We start from the raw sequence: 18,144 nt of genomic DNA on the forward strand, positions 1-18,144 counted from the left end.
CGTCGTCTATTGCTCGGAAAGAATTGTCTCCGAACAGGGTTGTGATCCTGGCGCACCGCAGGAGTGACCCGGGCAAATGGATGGATCTCGTCGGCGGTTCGACCTATGCTCGGCGGCGGCAAAGGAGGTTCTCATGTGTATGGCCAAGGTCCTCGCTTCGGCGTAGGTCTGTACTGACACCACGCTCCGAAGCGGCATACGGACCCTTTCCGGCCCTTCACAAGGAGCTATCCTTTGCGTGCCCTCATGTCCGCGCGCCTCGGCGCGGACTTCACCAAGCTCTGGACCGCCAGCGCGGTCTCCAATCTCGGCGACGGCTTCGGCATGGTCGCGGGCCCGTTGCTCACCGCTTCGCTGACCACCGATCCGGTGCTGATCGCCGGTGCCGGACTGGCACAGCAACTGCCCTGGCTACTTTTCTCTCTGTTCAGTGGCGCGATATCCGACCGGCTGAACCGTCAGCGGATGATCGTCGTCGTCGATGTCCTGCGTGCCCTCGTCGTGGGCGCGCTGGCCGTGGCCATCGCCACGGACACGGTTTCGATCGGGTTGTTGTACTGCGTTCTGTTCCTCTTGGGTGTCGGCGAGACTCTCGCCGATACCGCGGCCGCCGGACGGCTGCCCGCCATCGTTCCCTCCGAGCTGCTGCCCGACGCGAACGCCCGACTCGGACTGACCTTCTCGGTGATCAATATGTGGGTGGCCAAACCGGTAGGGGCCTGGTTGTTCGCGTTGTCCGCCGCTGCCCCGTTCGGGGTGAATGCGGCGACCTTCCTGCTGGCAGCGTTGATCGTGGCGGGCATGCGTCCGTACTCGGCGCCGTCGAGCGAATCCGGGGGGTTGTTCCGTGACATCCGCGAGGGGATCACCTGGATCCGGCGGCACAGGACGCTGCGCGACTTGATCGTGACGATGGGGGTCATGCAGATTCCGTTCTGCGCGGCTTTCGCCACCTTCGTGCTATACGCGAAGATCCGACTCGGGGTGGGGGACGCCGGATTCGGGATCCTTCTCACCACCCATGCCGCGGGGGCGCTGGTCGGCTCGGCGTTCGCGGCCCGGCTCCAGCGGCGGTTCGGCGCGCTCGCACTGTTGCGGTTCGGTCTGGTGATGGAGACGTCCACCCACCTAGTCCTGGCGCTCACAGCCAGCGCATGGGTGGTCGGAGTGACCCTCGCGGTGTTCAGCATTCACGCGACGATCTGGGGCGTGGTGGTCTCGACCGTCAAGCAGCGGGCGGTCCCGGATCGTCTGCAAGGGCGGGTGGCGAGCGTGCACAGGTTGCTCGATGTCGCGGGCGTCGCCCTCGGCACGCTGCTCGGCGGCTTCCTGGCCCGGTGGTTCGGACTGACCGGGCCCTACTGGATCGCCTTCGCGGCGATGACCGCGATCACGATCATCGCTTGGAAACGGCTGCGTGGATGAGGGAGGCGCGGCAGCCTGTTCGCGGGAACGGCCGTTGTCCCGAGGTAGGACGCGCGAGTGGGCCGGATGGCCGAGAGTCGGCATGATCACCGGCGAACGACGTCGAAGACGATCCCCTCGATCGTGACTCCGGGCGCGAACGAGAACGCGACGCCTGTCGAGGTCGGTTTGTTCGCCCCGGCCTGACCGGCGATCCGTTCGAGCACGAAGATCAGTGAGACGCTCGACATGTTTCCGTACTCGGCGAGAACATCCCAGCTCGGCGACGAGGCTTCCGGCGGGAGGCCGAGCGATCGAGCGGATTCGAGCAAGATCTTCGGCCCCCCGGGGTGGATCGCCCACTCATCGATGTCCGGCTGTCGCAATCCATTGCGGCGCAGAACCTCCTCGACGACGGGAGCGACGCCGTTGTAGATGTACTGGGGTACGTTCTCCGACAGCTCGCACGTGATGGCGTCGTGGTTGACGCCGACCGCGATGCCGTCTTCGGTGCCCTCGAACAGGTGGGTGAAGTTGTCCCGGATGACGATCGTCCCGGCCGCGGCCTGCCGTGTGCCTCGGTCCGCCCCGACGACGACCGCGCCGCAGCCATCTCCGAACAGGCTGTGCCCCACCGCGTCGCTGACGTCTTCGACGGGGACGGCGTCCACCGAGTTGAGCTCGATGCACAGGACCATCGCCTTCTGGTCCGGGTTGGCCCGGACGAAATCCGAGGCGGCGCGAATTCCGTTCATCGCGGCCGCGCAGCCCATGAAGTTGACCACCAGGCGAGCGACCGACCGGGGCAGTCCGAGGTCTTCGACGACCGCGACGTCGACGCCGGGCGCCATGACGCCGGTGCTCGTGGCGAACACGACCAGTCCGAGGTCGGCCGGGTCGACACCGTCGAGCGCGCGCCGCGCCACATCGACCGCCAGTGGAACGGCGTGGCGGTAGAACAGATTCATGCGATCCTGGATCGTCGCCGGTTCGCCGTTGGGCGCATGATGTCGAGGATCCAGCGGGTCGACCGCGAATCGCCGGGTGTCGATCATGGTCTTGCGGAAGATGCGTCTGATCCGAGTTCGCTGCTCCGGATCGGTGAATTGCTCAGCTATCCAGTCCGCTGCGACGGATTGGTCGAGGACTTGGTTGGGCGCACCGGTCGCGATTGCTTCGATGACGGGTATGGTCGTCGGCGGCGCCGACGAAGTTGCCTGCTCGCGCGTGTGCCTAGCTGTTCGGGTGCGAAGTACGTGGTCGAGAGCGATTGACATAGAGCCGTTCTTCCTCGATCGAGCGATTGGGGGTTGGTACTCCAATCATCGAAGAGCAAATGTTTGGCAAATAGGAACCCCAGGGGTGAGGGTCCCCCACCCTGGGTCGGATGTCGCTCAGCGTGCGAGACCCATGCCGTCGGCAAGCCGTGATCTCGCCATGGGCGGCCGCAGCGGGACGTTGCGGCAGACCGATTGGCGCGTATGAGCATTCGTCTCGGTGCGAACGTCAGCCGGGCGCTTTGCGGCTCAGATGCTCCCAGGCGCGATATTGCGCCACACGCGCCTGAAGGTCCTGCTGGACCATGTCGAAGGATCCGGCGCCGACGATGAGACGCCGCGGCGGGTCCGGCAAGTCGACCAGTTCCATGATCACGGGGGCGGCAGTATCCGGTGCGGGGCCGGCGTCGTCGCCCCACATCTCGGTCAGCTTCTCGCGCAGCTCCTGGTAGTGCGGGTCGGGTGTCGTCATCGTGGTGCCCGTGGTGAACAAGCCGGTGTCGTAGCCGCCCATCTGGACGATGGTGAGTTCGACGCCGAACTGCTCGGCCTCCATCGCCACGGCTTCGCTCACCGAGTCGAGCGCCGACTTGCCGGCTGCGTACAGGCCGACCATCGGAAAACCGCCGCCGGTGCCCATCGTCGTGACCTGCAGGATGCGCCCGCCGCCCTGCGCGCGCAGGTAGGGCAGCACGGCCTGGGTCACCCAGATCGCGCCGAACAGGTTGACGTCGAAATGAGCTCTGATCTGCGCCTCGGTCGCCTCCTCCACCATGCCCAGGAGCATGGCGCCCGCGTTGTTGACCACGATGTCGAGCCTGCCGAAGGCCGCGAACGCCTGCTCCGCGGCCGCGAACACGGCTGCGCGGTCGGTGACGTCGACCGGCAGCGGTACCAGGTCGTCGGGATATCGCCGGGCGAGTTCGGCGAGGGGCTCGACGTTACGCGCGGCCCCGACCACCTGGTCGCCCGCCCGCAGTGCCGCCTCCGCGAACGCCCGGCCCAGTCCTCGTGACGCACCCGTGATGAACCACACCCGGGCCATGGGCTCCACCTCCTCTTGCTTGGTCTGTTGTGACGAGACAAGACGGTACGTCTCGAGTGGTCCGCTGTCAAGACGGTCCGTCTCGTCTTGCATTCGTGTTAGTATCCGGGCATGGTCAAACAGCCCGATCCCGCCCGTCGCAGCGAGCGTTCCCGGCAGGCCATCCTCACCGCGACCCGAGAGTTGGTCTCCGAGATGGGATACGCCAAGCTCTCCATCGAGGCCATCGCGGCCAAGGCCGGTGTGGGCAAACAGACGATCTACCGCTGGTGGCCCTCCAAGGGCGCGGTGGTCCTGGACGCCTTCCTGGCGCTCAGCGAAGGCGGCCCGGAGCAGAGCATGGCGCTGCCCGACACCGGCGACCTGGAAGCCGACCTCAAAGTGGTAATGCGGGCGACGGTGGCCGAGTTCGCCGACCCTGCCTTCGAGGGCCCGATCCGCGCGCTCAACACCGAGATCATCAACGACCCCGCCCTGGCCGCCCAATACCGCGCCAAACTGGCCGGACCCCTGGACGAGGCCAAGAAGCACCGGCTGCGCAGCGCGCAACGAGCCGGGCAACTCGCCGCCGGCGCCGACCTCGACCTGGCACTCGAACTGCTGTACGCGCCCCTTTACCAACGCTGGCTGCTCCGCTCCGGCCCGCTCACCACCGAATACGCCGACGCCCTCGTCGAAATCTTTCTCAAAGCCATGCGACCGGACAGCGCCGGGTAAGGTGCGTGCGCCTCGGGCCAGGCGGCGGCACCGCTGCGCCATATGCCTGCCGAACGGGTCCGCGGCGCTCTACAGTTGAGCGCAAGAACCCGGGCCATGGCCCCGGGAAGGCGTTCGGCTCGGTCCGCGCCGGACACCCTCCGGGTCCCCGTCACGGAGGACGACGAGATGACGACGCGAGGTCAGACGCTCGAGGTGGGTTCGCGATTCGGGCCGTATCGCCTGGATCGTTTGATCGGTCGTGGCGGCATGGGGGAAGTGTTCGAGGCATACGACACGGTCAAGGACCGCACCATCGCCTTGAAGGTGCTGCCCGAACGCCTGCACGACGACCCGGTGTTCCGGGAGCGGTTCCGGCGCGAATCGCATGTCGCGGCGCGGCTGCAGGAACCGCACATCATCCCGATCCACGACTACGGCGAGATCGACGGCCGGCTGTTCATCGACATGCGGCTGGTCGGCGGCGCCAGCCTCCGCGCGCTGCTGAACGAGCAGGGGCCGCTGGAGCCGGAGCGGACGGTCGCGATGGTCCGGCAGGTGGCGGCGGCACTGGACGCCGCGCACGCCGACGGCTTGGTGCACCGCGACATCAAGCCGGACAACATCCTGCTCACCCCCGACGGGTTCGCCTATCTGGTCGACTTCGGGATCGCCCAGTCGGCCACCGGCGAAAGTCTCACCGGCGACGGCTCGGCGATCGGATCGTTCCACTACATGGCGCCGGAGCGCTTCCACTCCCGCGCGGTCACCCCCGCCGCCGATATCTACGCCCTCACCTGCGTGCTGTACGAGTGCCTGACCGGTTCGCGGCCGTACCCGAAGGACACCGAGGCGCAGATCGTCTCGGCGCACCTGTTCGAGCCGCCGCCCCGGCCGCACTCCCGTCGCCCCGATCTCCCCATCCGGTTGGACGCGGTGGTCGCGCGCGGCATGGCCAAAGACCCGCAGGCGCGGTACGGCACGGCGGGTGAACTCGGGGCGGCCGCCCAGGCGGCGACAGTGGAGGCCGCAGGCCCCGGCCATTCTCCGGAACGGCCGACCGAACCGGGGGACGGGAGTCCTTCGCCCGTCGCGGGTGCGGCGGCGACCGGAACGCCGCCGGGTCGCGAGCACGACGGGCGGCGATCACGCCGCCGCCGAGTGCTCCGGGTGTTCGCCCTGCTGTGCGTCGTCCTGCTCGCCGCCACCCTCGGCGTCCTCGGCTGGGAGCTGACCCGGCCGGACACCGGCACCGCCGTTCCCGACGCGAGCGCCCCGAACGGCCCGGACGTCGAACTGCTGTCGCTGGTCGGCCCGTCGGGCTACAAACGCGCCAACTGCGTGCACGAGGACGCCGATCCGCCCACCGTCGCGGTCGTGTTCTGTGCCGCGAATCCCGCGGCGAGCGATCCCGCGGCGCGGTTCCTGCGATTCGGCGATGTCGACCAACTGCGCGGCTACACCTCGGCGTTGCTGGCAAGCCTGCAAGGACACAACTGTCCCGGAGATCCGCCGGGGCAGGACGGACCCATGCTGCGCGACGGCGCGGAAGTCGGCCGCAAGTCGTGTTTTCTCAGCAAGGTGGACGATCCCGCCGCGCCGCGGCCCGCACTGCTGATCACGGACGAGCAGGCGTTGGCGGCGGCGCTGTACCTCTGGGAGCCCGCCGAGCAGCAATACCGCGACTATGTGGCCGCGCGCAGCGGCTTCGGCTTCCGTACCCCCGGTACGGGCCGGGATCCGGACTACTACACGCAGGCCGACCGTGCGGTGCTCAACCATCTGGCCGGTGATTTCGGTCCGGCCAACTGCCGCCACGCCGATCCGCCGCCCGGTCCGGCGGACGCGGTGCTGGCCTGCGGTACGAAGGCCGGGTTTCCGTCCGCGGAGTTCTACGGCTTACCCGACCAGGAATCCGCGACCTACCTGTACGAGGCCAATCGCGCACAGTTCTCGGGTCATGTGTGCGGTAGCGGCGAACCGGGCGACGACGTGTGGCGGCAGGACGGCGACGTCCTCGGCCGCTTCTTCTGCTACCCGAACACCGATCCCGCACTCGGACCCAGTTGTCTGTTCGTGGTGCACCACAAGTTCGCGATCGCGGGGCATTTCTGCACGCTGCGCGCCGATCATCCGGACGAGGGGCCCAAGAGCGAAGCCGACTTGACGGCGTGGTTCCACCGCTACTTCGGCTAGGCCCTGAACAGGCCGTGGGCGCGATAACCGGCGCCTTGGCCTCGGCCACCGCCAGCGCAGCGGTGATCGGAGTGATCTTCTTCACACTTTGGATGATCAACGCAGCACTGCGGATACTGCTCGGCGGCAGTCTGATCGGCGAGCGCCGCAAACCCGATGCGGCGGAACAACACTGACCTAGCCGCGCACACAGCCGACATCACGGCGTTGATCATCGACGACATCTTCGGTGGCGATCTCGTTGTTCGCGAAGCCTCTTGGCGCACCGAAGTCGAGGGATATCACTGGTAGAACCGCCTACCGAGCGGTGACCCGCGAGTTCCGGCGCGGTCAGGCGATCTCCGCCGGCCGGATCGTGGAGCGGCTGCCGGGATCGACACGGCATCGCTGGGCGGAATACCTGATGCTGCGGGCGCGGGTGCGCAGTCAGCTCGGGGTGTCCCCCCTCCGGTCTGATCGCGGCAAGACCCGCTATCGAAGCGTTCACACGCGACATCGACAGAGCCGATTACCATCGGGAACGATCGTGCGGGCCGTGCACTCGGCGGGCAGCCGTGGGTACCACGGGTCGACGAAAGGTGAGATGGGCAATCAGTTTCGCGGCCTGATCGACACACTGCGATCCAGATCGGTCGAGGCGTGCCGAGAGTTGTGCGGCGGTGTGGCCGAAGGATACCGATGGGGATTCGTCCGGCCCTTGGCGGATATCGTCGAATCCTTCCAGCACCTCGATCAGCGCGGGTACGTCCGATTCGAGCCGAGCGCGGCCGAGTTGGCAATGCGCAGGGTGAGCGACCCGCTCGTACGATTGGGCAAAGGCATCGGCTGGACGTACCGCGCCAGGTCTCCCGGCGGAGGTTTTTCGGTGTACAAGCCGGGATACCTGGAAGACATGTCGGACGGGAATGCCCCCATACCGTTGCGGTACGGCATTCCCTTCGGGGCAGGACACCTCGCCTACCGCGAGCAGGCCGCCTACCGCGTCGACGAAGCTCTCGGATTCGGTCGGGTCCCGCCCACAACGGTCGCCGACGGCCCGTATGGCCTCGGCTCGAACCAGATCTGGGTGCACTCCGGCCCGGCGCACCCGGTCACGCTGGTCGAGGATCTGTCTCCGGAACAACGGGCCACGCTCGAAATCAAAGCCGGGCTGCGCCACCTGATCACCGGGTATCCGCGGGTGCAATGCGAACAGATGGCGGTGCTGGATTACGTCATCGGCAACACCGACCGCCATCTCGGAAACTACCGCACCGGGCGGCACGGCGAGATCGTTGCCATCGACCATCAGCTGTCGTTTCCCGAGTCGCCGGATCCACGGATCGGTATTCGCTCCGGCTTCGTCAAACAATTCCTCGACGTCGAATTGAGCGAGGAGGTCATGGCACAGGTGAGAGCGGTCGATCTCGATCGGCTGCGCGCGGCCCTGCTCGACAGCAAAATCAGCGAGAAGGCCGTGGACGGCGCGCTCGCTCGGTTGGTCGAGATTCGCACGCACGGCAAGATCACCGGCGCGGCTTGGCCCGGCGAGTTCACCGGATTGCGGGTGCCCTGGCATTTCACCGAACCGTTGCCGGTCGGGTGGATCGAAAAGGTCAGGCACATGCCCGAATACGAGAACGGTGTGGTCGAGGTCAGCGACTAGGTGACCTAGCGCCTCGGCCCGGCGCCGCATGTCGAAGCTCGCCACGGCGGCACCTGTTGTGTCGCGCCGGAGCCGAGCGCTGGACAACCGATGACCGACGGTCTAGACAAAAAATGCGGTCGACCGTATGGTTTCATTATGGATAGTGTCGGGATGATGGCCCTGGCGACAGAGCTCGCCATGGTCAAGAGTCGACAGGACGTGCCGGCGGCATTGCGCCTCATGCATCCGGAGATGATCTTGGAGGCGCCCGCCTTCGGGACGGTGGCGCGCGGACTGAGGGACAACGAGGTCGCACTGCAAACCTTCTTCGCCTCGTTCCCGGACTATGACATCGAACTGGGCGGACGCGCGGCGGACGGAGAGACGCTGGTGTGCTGGGGCACGGCGCGAATGACCATGGCGCACAACCGGTTCGGAGTCGAGCCGAACGGCCGGCGGGCCGAGCTGCCGGTGTTCCTCCGCTTCGCGTTCGCGGACCGGCTGATCGCGGAAGAGTACTTCCACATCGATTTGGCGGAGCTGTGCGCCCAGTCGGGCGTCTCCACCGACGCGGTACGGCGGAAGCTGTTCGGAGGGAGATGAATCGTGGACGCACGGGTCAAGGACGTCGCCGGAATCGAGACCCGGCCACTGTTCGATGTCGTGGTGGATCTGGCGCCGCCCCTGCCCATCGGGAACGGGCGGGTGCTGTTCGGAGCGGCCGGTGGGTCGTTCGAGGGGCAGAAGCTGCGCGGCGCGGTGGAACCGGGCGGGGGTGATTGGGCGCTGTTCCGGCAAGACGGGAGCATGATGCTCGATGTCCGGCTCACCCTGCGGACCGACGACGGCGCCCTGCTGCAGATGACCTATGGCGGGCGGTGGGCCATGCCGGAGGAAGTGCGGGCCGAGATCGGGAATCCGGCCACGCGGCATCTCGTCGATCCGGAGCGCTATTACTTCCGCACCACGCCGGTGTTCGAAACCGGTGCGCGAGATTATCTGTGGGTCAACGACCTCGTGTGCGTGGGCTCGGGATATCCAGTCGAGGGCGGCATCGCCTATCGCGTTTTCGAGGTCCTTTGATCCGGGGCTTCGTGGTGGATGCGGCCATGTTCGACTCTTGGATATCGGGGACGAGTCGACTGTGGGTCGCAGCGGCATTGTGGCGAGACCGATCGGACAGTGCTCGATATTCGCCGGAATGCCGATGATTCGCGTGGAAATCCCGCCGGAGGACGCGCAGACGCCCATCGTCAGCACGTAGGTACAGCAGCTTCTGGAACGGGAAGGCGTACATCGCGACCGTGCACGAAGCCAGCAGCGCGATCAGCAGCTGCCGGCCGCCGTGAACGCGAACATCGTGATGCAGTCGCCGGTGCGCGCCACGCAGATGGTGAACGCCCTGCCTTGGGCGCGGAATGGTGAATTTGCGGTGCGGCTCTGGCGCCGTGGAGGACCGAGTACTACCCGGCTGTTCCCGCATGACCCAGCGCCATCACCGTCGGCGCCACCATCGGCACCCTGGTCGGCGGCATCGGGCGGCGCGGCCGTCGGCTGTGTCCCGGCGAAGTAGATATTGGCGACCCGACGAAACGTTCGTTGGGGGACACCCGACCCCGTCCGATCACCGCCGGGCGGGGTCTTCGGCGTTCCGGGCGGCCGGGCTCAGCGCGGTCGGGCGACGTCGAGCAGTATCCGCAGCAGATCTTCGGGAGCGTCTCGCATCAGGTTGTGCCCGCTGTCGAGCGCATGGGTCGTCCACCCGGCGTCGTACCGCAATCGCTGATAGGTGGCGGTGAACGGCGAGGGGGTTTCCCACCCGGTGGCGTAGACGTAAACCTTGCGCCGGATATGGGCGAGATCCCCGGTGAGCGTGAGCGGTTGGAGAACCGACGCGAGCGGGTGCGCCGTGGCTCGTGGGTCGAAGAAGGGCAGCGGCCGGACGGCGTCACCGGTGTCGACCACGTCCAGATACCACCGCCGTTCTTCCTCCGAAACCAACGCGTGGCATCGACGAGATCGGGGTGGCCGGACTGTGTGCGCGGCTCGGGGTGTCCAAGGAGACCTTGTATCGGCACTTCGGCACCAAAGACGGGCTGGTTCGAGCGGTGCTCGAGGTGCGCAGTGAAAGGGTGGGCGCGCGGCTGGTGAGGGCCGTGGAGTCGGCCGGTGACGATCCCGCCGGGCAGTTGGTCGCGGTCTTCGACGTGCTGGAGGAGTGGTACGCACAACCCGCCTTTCGCGGCTGTGCGATGGTGAACGCGGCAGCCCAGCACTATGACGGCGAGGTGCGGGCGATCACCGCGCGGCACCTGCATCGCTATCTCGACCTCTTCGCCGGTATCGCCGCCCGTGCCGGAGCGGAGAATCCGGACGTCCTGGGTCGTCAATTGCTCATGCTGGTGGAGGGGGCGACAGTCGTGGCGGCGATGCACGGCACGGCGGGTGTCGGCCGGCAGCCTCGCGCCGCCGCTGCGGCCCTGCTCGCCGCCGGCACCTGAGCGGCTTCGTCTTCGCGGAGCGCTCCCGCTTCCTATTGTCGTCGGCCGGGATGCTGTCGTCCGGCGCCGATTCGTGCTATCGAGAACGGATGACGCCGACGCGCTCCTTCTACGATGTCGTGATCGTCGGCGGCGGGCACAACGGTTTGGTGGCCGCCGCGTACTCGGCACGGGCCGGGCGGTCGGTGCTTGTGCTGGAACGGCAGGCGCACACGGGTGGCGCCGCGGTGTCGGCGCGGGTGTTCGCGGGCGTCGACGCGCGGCTGTCACGGTATTCGTATCTGGTGAGTCTGCTGCCCCGGGCGATCGTCCAGGATCTGGGCTTGCGGTTCGAGACGCGGCGGCGGTCGGTCTCGTCCTACACGCCGGTCGGTGACGGGGGTCTGCTGGTCTCGTCGGCGCAGGCGCGGACGGCGGCGAGTTTCGCCCGGCTGACCGGGTCGGATCGAGAGTTCGCCGCGTGGCGGCGGTTCTACGAGTCCACGGGGCAGTTGGCCCGGCGGGTCTTCCCGACGCTGACCCGGCCGCTTCCGTCCAAGGAGGCGCTGCGGCACATCGTGGACGACGCGGCCACCTGGGAGGCGCTGTTCGAGCGGCCGCTGGGCGAGACGATCGAGTCGACCTTCGACGACGACGTCGTGCGCGGGGTGGTGCTCACCGACGCGTTGATCGGCACATTCACCCATGCCCACGATCCGTCGCTGCGGCAGAACCGCTGCTTCCTCTATCACGTGATCGGTGGGGGAACCGGCGACTGGGACGTGCCGGTCGGCGGCATGGGCGCGCTGACCGACGCGCTGGCCGAGGCCGCGCGTGCGGCAGGCGCGGAGATCGTCACCGGCTGCGAAGTGACGAGCATCGAAACCGACGGCCGCACAGCGGAGGTCGGCTATCCGGACGGAAAGGTCGGCGCGCGTCACGTGCTGGCGAACGTCGCGCCGTACACACTCGCCGGACTGCTCGGTGACACACTGCCGCCGAAACCCGAAGGCGCGCAGCTGAAGATGAACATGCTGCTGCGCCGTCTTCCGCGGCTGTGCGACGCCGAGGTCGATCCGCGCGCGGCATTCGCCGGGACCTTTCACATCGGCGAGTCCTACGCTCAGCTCGACCGTGCCTACGGCGAGGCCGCGATCGGCCGTATCCCGTCCGCGCCGCCCGCCGAAATCTATTGCCATACCTTGACCGACCCGACGATCCTGGCGCCCGAACTGGCCGCGGGTGGCGCGCACACCCTCACGCTGTTCGGGCTGCACGCTCGCGGGAAGCTCTTCGCCGCCGATCACGAGGCGGCGAAGAACCAGATCGTGGAAGCCACGCTGGCGCAATTGGATTCGGTGCTGGCCGAGCCGATCGCGGACTGCTTGGCGACGGATGCCGACGGCGCGCCCTGCTTCGAGGCGAAGACGCCGATCGAACTCGAGCGCGAGGTCGGCCTGCCCGGTGGACACATCTTCCACCGGGATCTGGCCTTCCCCTATTTCCCGGAGGACGCCGACCCGGCCGACCCCGCCGCCCGGTGGGGCGTCGCGACCGGCCACCGCAATGTGTTCCTGTGCGGTGCGGGGGCGATCCGCGGCGGCGGCGTCAGCGGCATCCCCGGGCACAATGCCGCGATGGCTGTGCTCGACGCCGATCAGGCGGGCTGAGCGCGCAGCGCGATCTTGGCGGCGCGGCCCGGCGTCTCGGTGGCGATCGCGGCGTCCGCCGCGGCCTCCAGCGGATACGCGCCTTCGACGTCCAGCCGCAGCACGCCGCGGGCCGCGAGGTCGACCAATTCGCTGATGAGCTGTCCGCGGTGCTCGGGGTCGATCTCCTCGATCCGCTTGGCGCCCCAGAAGCCCTTGACCACGGTCTGACCGAAGATGAGACGGCCCGGATCGAGTGCGAGCGGCTGACCCGACAGCGCGCCGAAGGAGATCAGCTGGCCGCCGGGTGCGAGCAACGCCACTTCATCGGCTGCCGCGCGCCCGCCCACCTGATCGACCGCCCGGAGGATCGGAGCGCCCGACGTCGCCGCTTCCACTTGGTCGCGCCAGCCCTCGCTCTCGGTGTCGAGCACCGGCTCGTAGCCGAGTTCACGCAGCGCCGCGGCCGAGCCTGGGCCGCGAACCAGATTCAAGACGCGCAGACCGCGTTGCCGCGCGAAGACGTTGACGAGCCTGCCGACCGCGCCATTGGCGGCATTGATCGCCAGCCACTCGCCGGAACGCAGACCGAGATCCTCGATCAGCATCAGCGCGCTCAGCGGCATGGCCAGCAGCTGCGCCGCGGTCTCGTCGGGCACCGTGTCCGGCAGTGGAACGACCTGACGAGCCGGGACGACGAAGTACTCGGCCCACACGTTCTGCGCACCGGAGACCGTCACTCGCCGGCCGACCGACATGTGGGTGACCCCGGGGCCCACCGCGTCGACGCGCGCGACCGCCTCGCTGCCCGGGACGGCGGGCAACTCGGGCCGGTAGCCGTACACGCCGCGCACGATGGCCAGGTCGTGATTGTGGATCGGCGACAGGATCAGCGCGAGCCGCACCTCGCCAGGCCCGGGTTCGGGTACCGGGCGTTCGGCGGTGGTCAGCACGTCCTTCGGTTCGCCGAATCGTTCGATGACTACGGCACGCATATCCGCTCCTTCTCGATCAGTCGTCGGCGACAAGGACCTGGACGTCGATGTTGCCGCGGGTCGCGTTGGAATACGGGCACACCTGGTGTGCCTTGTCGGCGAGCGCCTGCGCGTCCTCCCGGGACAGATGGGGGAGCGAGACCTCCAGCGTAACCGCCAAGCCGAAGCCGCCGGCGCCGTTCGTGCCGATGCCGACCTTCGCGCCGACCGCCGAGTCATCGATGTTCGCCTGCGCCTGCTTGCCGACCAGGCGCAGCGCGGAATGGAAGCACGCCGCGTAGCCCGCCGCGAACAGCTGCTCGGGGTTGGTGCCCTCGCCGCTGCCGCCCATTTCCTTGGGAGCCGACAGGCCGACATCGATCTTGCCGTCGGTGCTGCGTGCGTGGCCGTTGCGGCCGTCCCCGGTGGCCAGGGCCTCGGCGGTGTAGAGGATCTGCATGTCTAGTCTCCTTCGTTCACTTGTGACTTCAGCGCGTCGGTCAGTCGGTGCAGGATGTCGCGCAACGCGACGACGTCGTCCATCGACAGGCCACTGGCCTCGGCCATCTGGGCCGGGATGTCGCCCGCCTCGGTCCGCAGCGCGCGCCCGCGCTCGGTGAGCCGGATGTCGACGCGTCGCTCGTCGGCGGCCGACCGCCGCCGCTCGACCAGTCCCGCCGCCTCCAGCCGCTTGAGCAGCGGGGAGAGCGTGCCGGAATCCAGGTCGAGCGCGTGGCAGACATCGCCGACGCTGCGTTCGTCGCGTTCCCACAGCGCCAGCATCACCAGGTACTGCGGATAGGTGAGCCCGAGCCGTTCCAGCTTCGGGCGGTAGACCGCCGTCATCGCCCGGGACGCCGCGTAGAGCGGGAAGCACAGCTGCTTGTCGAGGGTGAGGTGATCGGTCATGAGCAATAACGTAGTGAGCAATTTTGTTGTGCACAATAGAAATGACCGGTAACGCTCGTCACAGCACCAGCATCCGAGGCGCTACGGCAGTGCGGCCGACCGACCTCGGTGCCGATTCCCTCGGTGGCTCACCGGGCCGGGAAACGCAGGACGCGATCGTCACCGTCCGCGGGGTCGCCCCGGCCGTCGGTGTTGGAGGTGGTGAGCCACAACGCGCCGTCCGGTGCGACCGCCACGGTGCGCAACCGGCCGTAACGGTCACGGAGTTCGGCTCGAGGGCCACCCGTGCGACCTTCCGTGAGCGGCACGGTCCACAGCCGCTCGCCCCGCAACGCGGCGGCGTACAAGGTGTCCCCGGCGATGGCGATGCCCGAGGGGGAGGATTCGGCGGTGGTCCAGGTCACCAGCGGATCGGTGAAGCCCCGGTCGGCGCCGCCCGAGCCCTCGACGTCGGGCCAGCCGTAGTTGCGGCCGGGCTCGATCAGATTGATCTCGTCGAACCGGTTCTGGCCGAACTCCGCCGCGAACAATCGGCCGTCCCGGTCCCATGCCAGTCCTTGCACGTTGCGGTGGCCGAGACTGTAGACCGGCGAGCCGGTAGACGGATTGCCCGGAGCGGGGCGGCCTTCGGGAGTCAAGCGGAGGATCTTCCCGTTCGGGCTTGCCGGATCCTGCGATCGTCCGGCTTGCCCGGCGTCGCCGGTCCCGGCGTACAGCATGCCGTCCGGTCCGAACGCGATCCGCCCACCGTTGTGGTTTCCCGCCTCGGCGATTCCGGCGATCAGCACCTCCGGCCGGCCGTCGAGCCGGAACCGCACGATGCGGTTGTCCGTCTCGGTGGTGAAATAGGCGTATACGTAGGGATTTTCCGCGTAATCCGGCGCGACGGCGAGTCCCAGTAGTCCGCCTTCGCCGCGTGCCGCGACATCTGGCACTTGATACACCTGCTCCGGCGCACGGCCCGCGGCGACGCGCAGTATCCGTCCGGAGTCCCGCTCGGAGACCAGCGCGGCGCCGTCGGGCAGGAAGGCCAGGCCCCACGGAACATCGATGTCGGTCGCGACTTCCTCGGCGGCACCGAGGTCGGGCCACCCCGCCGGGTCGCTCGGTGCGATGGTGCCTGCACTCGCGGGCGGCGGGCTGCTCGGTCCGGCCGGGTTCTCTTCGCCACATGCCGCCACCGCCGTCACCAGGAGCACGGCGATCACCGCACGCGCTCGCGGCGCCTGCGAGTCCGCCCTCGCCATGGGGCCTCCGGTCATGCGCTGCCCTCGCGCGGCCCATCGCGATCGACGGCCGGAACCCGCGCCTCGCAGAGGCGCTCGGATCCCGAGGAAGCGGCCCGCAGTCGACATCAGCCCAGATACGTTCCGTACCAGTCCAATACGCGACGCCACGCCTTGGTGGCCGCTGTGGCGTCGTACCGCTGGCCGGTGTCGTTGAAGAAGGCGTGCTCGGCGTCGGGTGCGGTGAAGATCTGGTTCGGGTTGCCCGAGCGGGCCAGTGCCGCTTCGGCGGCGGGCCTGGAGGCGTTCACCCGAGCGTCGGACGCCGCGTACACCCCGAGCACCGCCGCCTTCGACGCGGACAGATCACCATTGTCCGGGAAAGGCCCGTAGAAGGGCGTCGCCGCGGCCAGCGGTGACGGGCCGGAGGCCAGGAGCAACCAGGTCAGGCCACCGCCGAAACAGAAACCGGTGGCGCCGAGCTTCTTACCCTCGACCCGGCGCTGGAGTTCGTCGAGCCCGGCGCGCAAATCGGCGACGAGCTGTTCGGGTGGAATACGTCCGAGTTCGGCGGTGGCCGCGGCCGGATCGGTGAACGCGGCCGTGCCGCCGCGCGCGGAGAGGAGGTCGATCGCGAGCGCGGAGTATCCGGCGCCCGCGAATCTGCCTGCCACCGAACGGATGTGGTCGGTGAGACCTTTGTTCTCGTGGACGACGAGCACACCGCCCCGTGGTTGCGGAGCGGGTGCCCAGGCGGCTTGCAACGACGTCCCGCCGGCGCCGGTGAACGTGACGGGGGTGGCGGGGAGTGCGGAGGCGGCACCGGGTGGCGGCGTAGGGGACGAAGGGGACGGCGCCCGCTCGGAGCTTCCGTTGTCGCTGTTCGCGCAGGCGGCCAGTAGGGCGGCCGCGGTGGTGCCGCCCAGCCCGAGCAGCCCCAGCCTTCGCAGTGCCTCCCGCCGGGTGAGTATGCCGTCGGCGTGATCGGCCGCGATCTCCTCCGCGATGTAGCGCTGCAGCGGCGTCATGCGCCTCACCATAATCCGCATCGCCCGCGCCTGGGCGGCGTTCACCCGCTGTCCGCCCGCGACAAACCGGCCCGACCGCACCTCCCACAAGATTTGCCAGCAGATTGCTAAGTTCGGCGCCAAGTCGGGCAATCGATGGCCGGTCTGTGAGCCGGATACCGGTCGAGGGAGCGAGATGGCATCGCGGCGTGTCGTGGGACGAACGTTGATCAGGGCGGTCCGGATGGCGGCCACGGCCGTGGTGCTGGCGACCGTGGGTCTCGCGACGGCGCCCGCGGTGGCGGAGCCGTCGGTGGACGCGCACCGGGTGCGGTGGACCGCGTTGCACGACGGTCCCCAGCCGTATGCCGACGTGCACATCGACTGGGACGTCCCGATCCGGGTGAGCGACGGTGTCGTGCTGAAGGCCAACGTCTACCGGCCGGTGAAGCAGGCAGGCGTGGTGGAGCAGCAGCCGCTGCCGACCATCGTGAACCTCACGCCGTACACCAAGCTCATGACCAATCTGATCGATACGGCGCTCGCCGTGCCCGGATTACAGCCGCTGACGCTGCGGCTGGTGAACCGGGTGAACCTGTCCCGGACGCCGGTCAGTGGTTTCGGTGACCTGCTGCACGCGGTCGACGGCGGCACCGTGCAGACCGTGCTCGGTCTCGATCGCAACCTGATCCGTGCCGGATACACCCAGGTTGTCGTCGACGTGCGCGGTACCGGTTTCTCCCAGGGGGAGTGGGACACCCTCGGCGAGCGGGAACAGCTCGACACCCGTGAGGTGATCGAATGGGCTGCCGCGCAGCCGTGGTCGAACGGCCGGATCGGGATGAGCGGCGGCTCGTACTCCGGAATCAACCAGCTCCGTGCCGCCGAGAACGCCCCCGCGCCGCTGAAGGCGATCTTTCCCGTGGAACCGGGCAGCGATCTCATGCGCGACGTCGTCGCCCCGGGCGGCGGTGTGGGGACGACGTTCCTTCCGATGTGGCTCAGCACCGTCAACCAGTTGAAGCTGATTCCCGACGTGCGGTCGATGCTGAACGGCACGTTCGACTGGCAGTGGCTGCACGAACGGATGTCCGACCCGGCCAGCAATGTCGACCTGCTGGCCCAGGCGCTGCTCACCCCTTCGCTCGATCACGTGCCGCCCGCGCTGGCCGACGCGCTGGACGCCGACAGTTACTTCCGGCGCGGCATCCAGGGACATCCGGAACGCATCACGGTGCCCACCTTCGTCTACGGCGGCTGGCACGACATCTTCGCCAACAGCGCGACCAAGCTCTACAACGCGATTCCGCTGCCCGCGGGCAAGAAACAACTGATCGTCGGCGACACCTATCACGCGAATCCCGGTGCGGGGACCGGTGTTCCCGGCGCGCCGCCGCGGCTGGACGTGTTGCAGCGGATCTGGTTCGACAAGTGGTTGAAGGACATCGACCACGGCTTGGGCGAGTTCGGGCCGATCACCGTGTGGGAACAAGGCGGCGGCTGGATCACCCTCGGGCAGTTCCCGCAGAAGGAATCTCAATGACCATGTCAAGCCGCAGCTCGGATTCCGTTGATGCTCGGGGGCTGGGTGTCGAAGGGGCGGTTGTCGCGCAGCAGTGCCCACAGCACGTCGACCAGGCGCCGGGCCAACGCT

The 18,144-nt window shown here is 68.2% G+C and carries 18 protein-coding genes; 10 read left to right on the plus strand and 8 right to left on the minus strand.

The features are described 5' to 3' along the window. Window positions 1-234: 234 nt before the first annotated feature. The gene (locus GVY39_RS20250; RefSeq protein WP_159926852.1) at window positions 235-1,425 is read left to right on the plus strand and encodes an MFS transporter; all 1,191 of its coding nucleotides are present in this window, start codon (window positions 235-237) and stop codon (window positions 1,423-1,425) included. 86 nt (window positions 1,426-1,511) lie between these two features. Here GVY39_RS20250 and GVY39_RS20255 read toward each other — a convergent pair whose 3' ends face one another. Both GVY39_RS20255 and GVY39_RS20260 read right to left on the minus strand, forming a co-directional pair. Continuing rightward, the gene (locus tag GVY39_RS20255) at window positions 1,512-2,681 is read right to left on the minus strand and encodes a type III polyketide synthase (RefSeq protein ID WP_159926854.1); all 1,170 of its coding nucleotides are present in this window, start codon (window positions 2,679-2,681) and stop codon (window positions 1,512-1,514) included. A gap of 229 nt (window positions 2,682-2,910) precedes the next feature. Next, complete coding sequence (locus GVY39_RS20260) at window positions 2,911-3,726, minus strand: SDR family NAD(P)-dependent oxidoreductase (protein ID WP_159926856.1); 816 nt, start codon at window positions 3,724-3,726, stop codon at window positions 2,911-2,913. Window positions 3,727-3,837: 111 nt separating this feature from the next. Here GVY39_RS20260 and GVY39_RS20265 point away from each other — a divergent pair, with 111 nt between their 5' ends. The 6 genes from GVY39_RS20265 to GVY39_RS20290 all read left to right on the plus strand — a co-directional run bounded on the left by GVY39_RS20265 (window position 3,838) and on the right by GVY39_RS20290 (window position 9,328). Continuing rightward, window positions 3,838-4,443: a TetR/AcrR family transcriptional regulator gene (locus GVY39_RS20265; protein ID WP_159926858.1), complete on the plus strand. Its 606-nt coding sequence runs from the start codon at window positions 3,838-3,840 to the stop codon at window positions 4,441-4,443. Window positions 4,444-4,611: 168 nt separating this feature from the next. Next, window positions 4,612-6,618 carry a serine/threonine-protein kinase gene (locus GVY39_RS33965; RefSeq protein WP_201295280.1) on the plus strand — a complete coding sequence of 669 codons (2,007 nt, stop codon included), beginning with the start codon at window positions 4,612-4,614 and terminating at the stop codon, window positions 6,616-6,618. A gap of 35 nt (window positions 6,619-6,653) precedes the next feature. Beyond that, window positions 6,654-6,794 (plus strand): hypothetical protein, encoded by a 141-nt coding sequence (locus GVY39_RS20275; protein WP_159926860.1) that lies wholly within the window; start codon window positions 6,654-6,656, stop codon window positions 6,792-6,794. 407 nt (window positions 6,795-7,201) lie between these two features. Continuing rightward, window positions 7,202-8,263 carry a hypothetical protein gene (locus tag GVY39_RS20280; protein WP_159926862.1) on the plus strand — a complete coding sequence of 354 codons (1,062 nt, stop codon included), beginning with the start codon at window positions 7,202-7,204 and terminating at the stop codon, window positions 8,261-8,263. A gap of 138 nt (window positions 8,264-8,401) precedes the next feature. Continuing rightward, entirely contained in the window at window positions 8,402-8,848 is a 447-nt protein-coding gene (locus GVY39_RS20285; protein ID WP_201295281.1) for an ester cyclase, read from the plus strand. A gap of 3 nt (window positions 8,849-8,851) precedes the next feature. Beyond that, window positions 8,852-9,328: a DUF3237 domain-containing protein gene (locus GVY39_RS20290; RefSeq protein ID WP_201295282.1), complete on the plus strand. Its 477-nt coding sequence runs from the start codon at window positions 8,852-8,854 to the stop codon at window positions 9,326-9,328. A gap of 582 nt (window positions 9,329-9,910) precedes the next feature. Here GVY39_RS20290 and GVY39_RS20295 read toward each other — a convergent pair. Further along, entirely contained in the window at window positions 9,911-10,246 is a 336-nt protein-coding gene (locus GVY39_RS20295; protein ID WP_201295283.1) for a hypothetical protein, read from the minus strand. Here GVY39_RS20295 and GVY39_RS20300 point away from each other — a divergent pair. Together GVY39_RS20300 and GVY39_RS20305 are read left to right on the plus strand one after the other, a co-directional pair. Continuing rightward, window positions 10,162-10,746, plus strand: a complete 585-nt coding sequence (locus GVY39_RS20300; protein WP_159926864.1) for a TetR/AcrR family transcriptional regulator — start codon at window positions 10,162-10,164, stop codon at window positions 10,744-10,746. The two genes, GVY39_RS20295 and GVY39_RS20300, sit on opposite strands and share 85 nt — an antisense overlap. 89 nt (window positions 10,747-10,835) lie before the next feature. Then, complete coding sequence (locus GVY39_RS20305) at window positions 10,836-12,395, plus strand: NAD(P)/FAD-dependent oxidoreductase (RefSeq protein ID WP_159926866.1); 1,560 nt, start codon at window positions 10,836-10,838, stop codon at window positions 12,393-12,395. Here the strand turns inward: GVY39_RS20305 and GVY39_RS20310 are convergent. From GVY39_RS20310 to GVY39_RS20330, 5 genes are all read right to left on the minus strand, one after another. Next, window positions 12,383-13,369 (minus strand): zinc-binding dehydrogenase, encoded by a 987-nt coding sequence (locus tag GVY39_RS20310; protein WP_159926868.1) that lies wholly within the window; start codon window positions 13,367-13,369, stop codon window positions 12,383-12,385. The genes GVY39_RS20305 and GVY39_RS20310 overlap by 13 nt on opposite strands. Window positions 13,370-13,385: 16 nt before the next feature. Next, window positions 13,386-13,808 (minus strand): organic hydroperoxide resistance protein, encoded by a 423-nt coding sequence (locus tag GVY39_RS20315; protein WP_159926870.1) that lies wholly within the window; start codon window positions 13,806-13,808, stop codon window positions 13,386-13,388. A gap of 2 nt (window positions 13,809-13,810) precedes the next feature. Next, a complete protein-coding gene (locus GVY39_RS20320; protein WP_159926872.1) occupies window positions 13,811-14,257 on the minus strand; it encodes a MarR family winged helix-turn-helix transcriptional regulator in 447 nt (148 codons plus the stop codon). 128 nt (window positions 14,258-14,385) lie between these two features. Continuing rightward, complete coding sequence (locus tag GVY39_RS20325) at window positions 14,386-15,504, minus strand: sorbosone dehydrogenase family protein (protein WP_159926874.1); 1,119 nt, start codon at window positions 15,502-15,504, stop codon at window positions 14,386-14,388. Window positions 15,505-15,611: 107 nt separating this feature from the next. After that, on the minus strand, window positions 15,612-16,511 hold the full coding sequence (locus tag GVY39_RS20330) for a dienelactone hydrolase family protein (protein ID WP_159926876.1): 900 nt from the start codon (window positions 16,509-16,511) through the stop codon (window positions 15,612-15,614). Between the two features lie 175 nt (window positions 16,512-16,686). Between GVY39_RS20330 and GVY39_RS20335 the strand changes: the two genes are divergently transcribed. Beyond that, complete coding sequence (locus tag GVY39_RS20335; RefSeq protein WP_236565564.1) at window positions 16,687-18,033, plus strand: CocE/NonD family hydrolase; 1,347 nt, start codon at window positions 16,687-16,689, stop codon at window positions 18,031-18,033. Window positions 18,034-18,144 lie beyond the last annotated feature (111 nt).

Origin of the sequence: Nocardia sp. CY15 (genome assembly GCF_009829295.1) — a bacterium.
GTDB classification, from domain to species: Bacteria; Actinomycetota; Actinomycetes; order Mycobacteriales; family Mycobacteriaceae; genus Nocardia; species Nocardia sputi.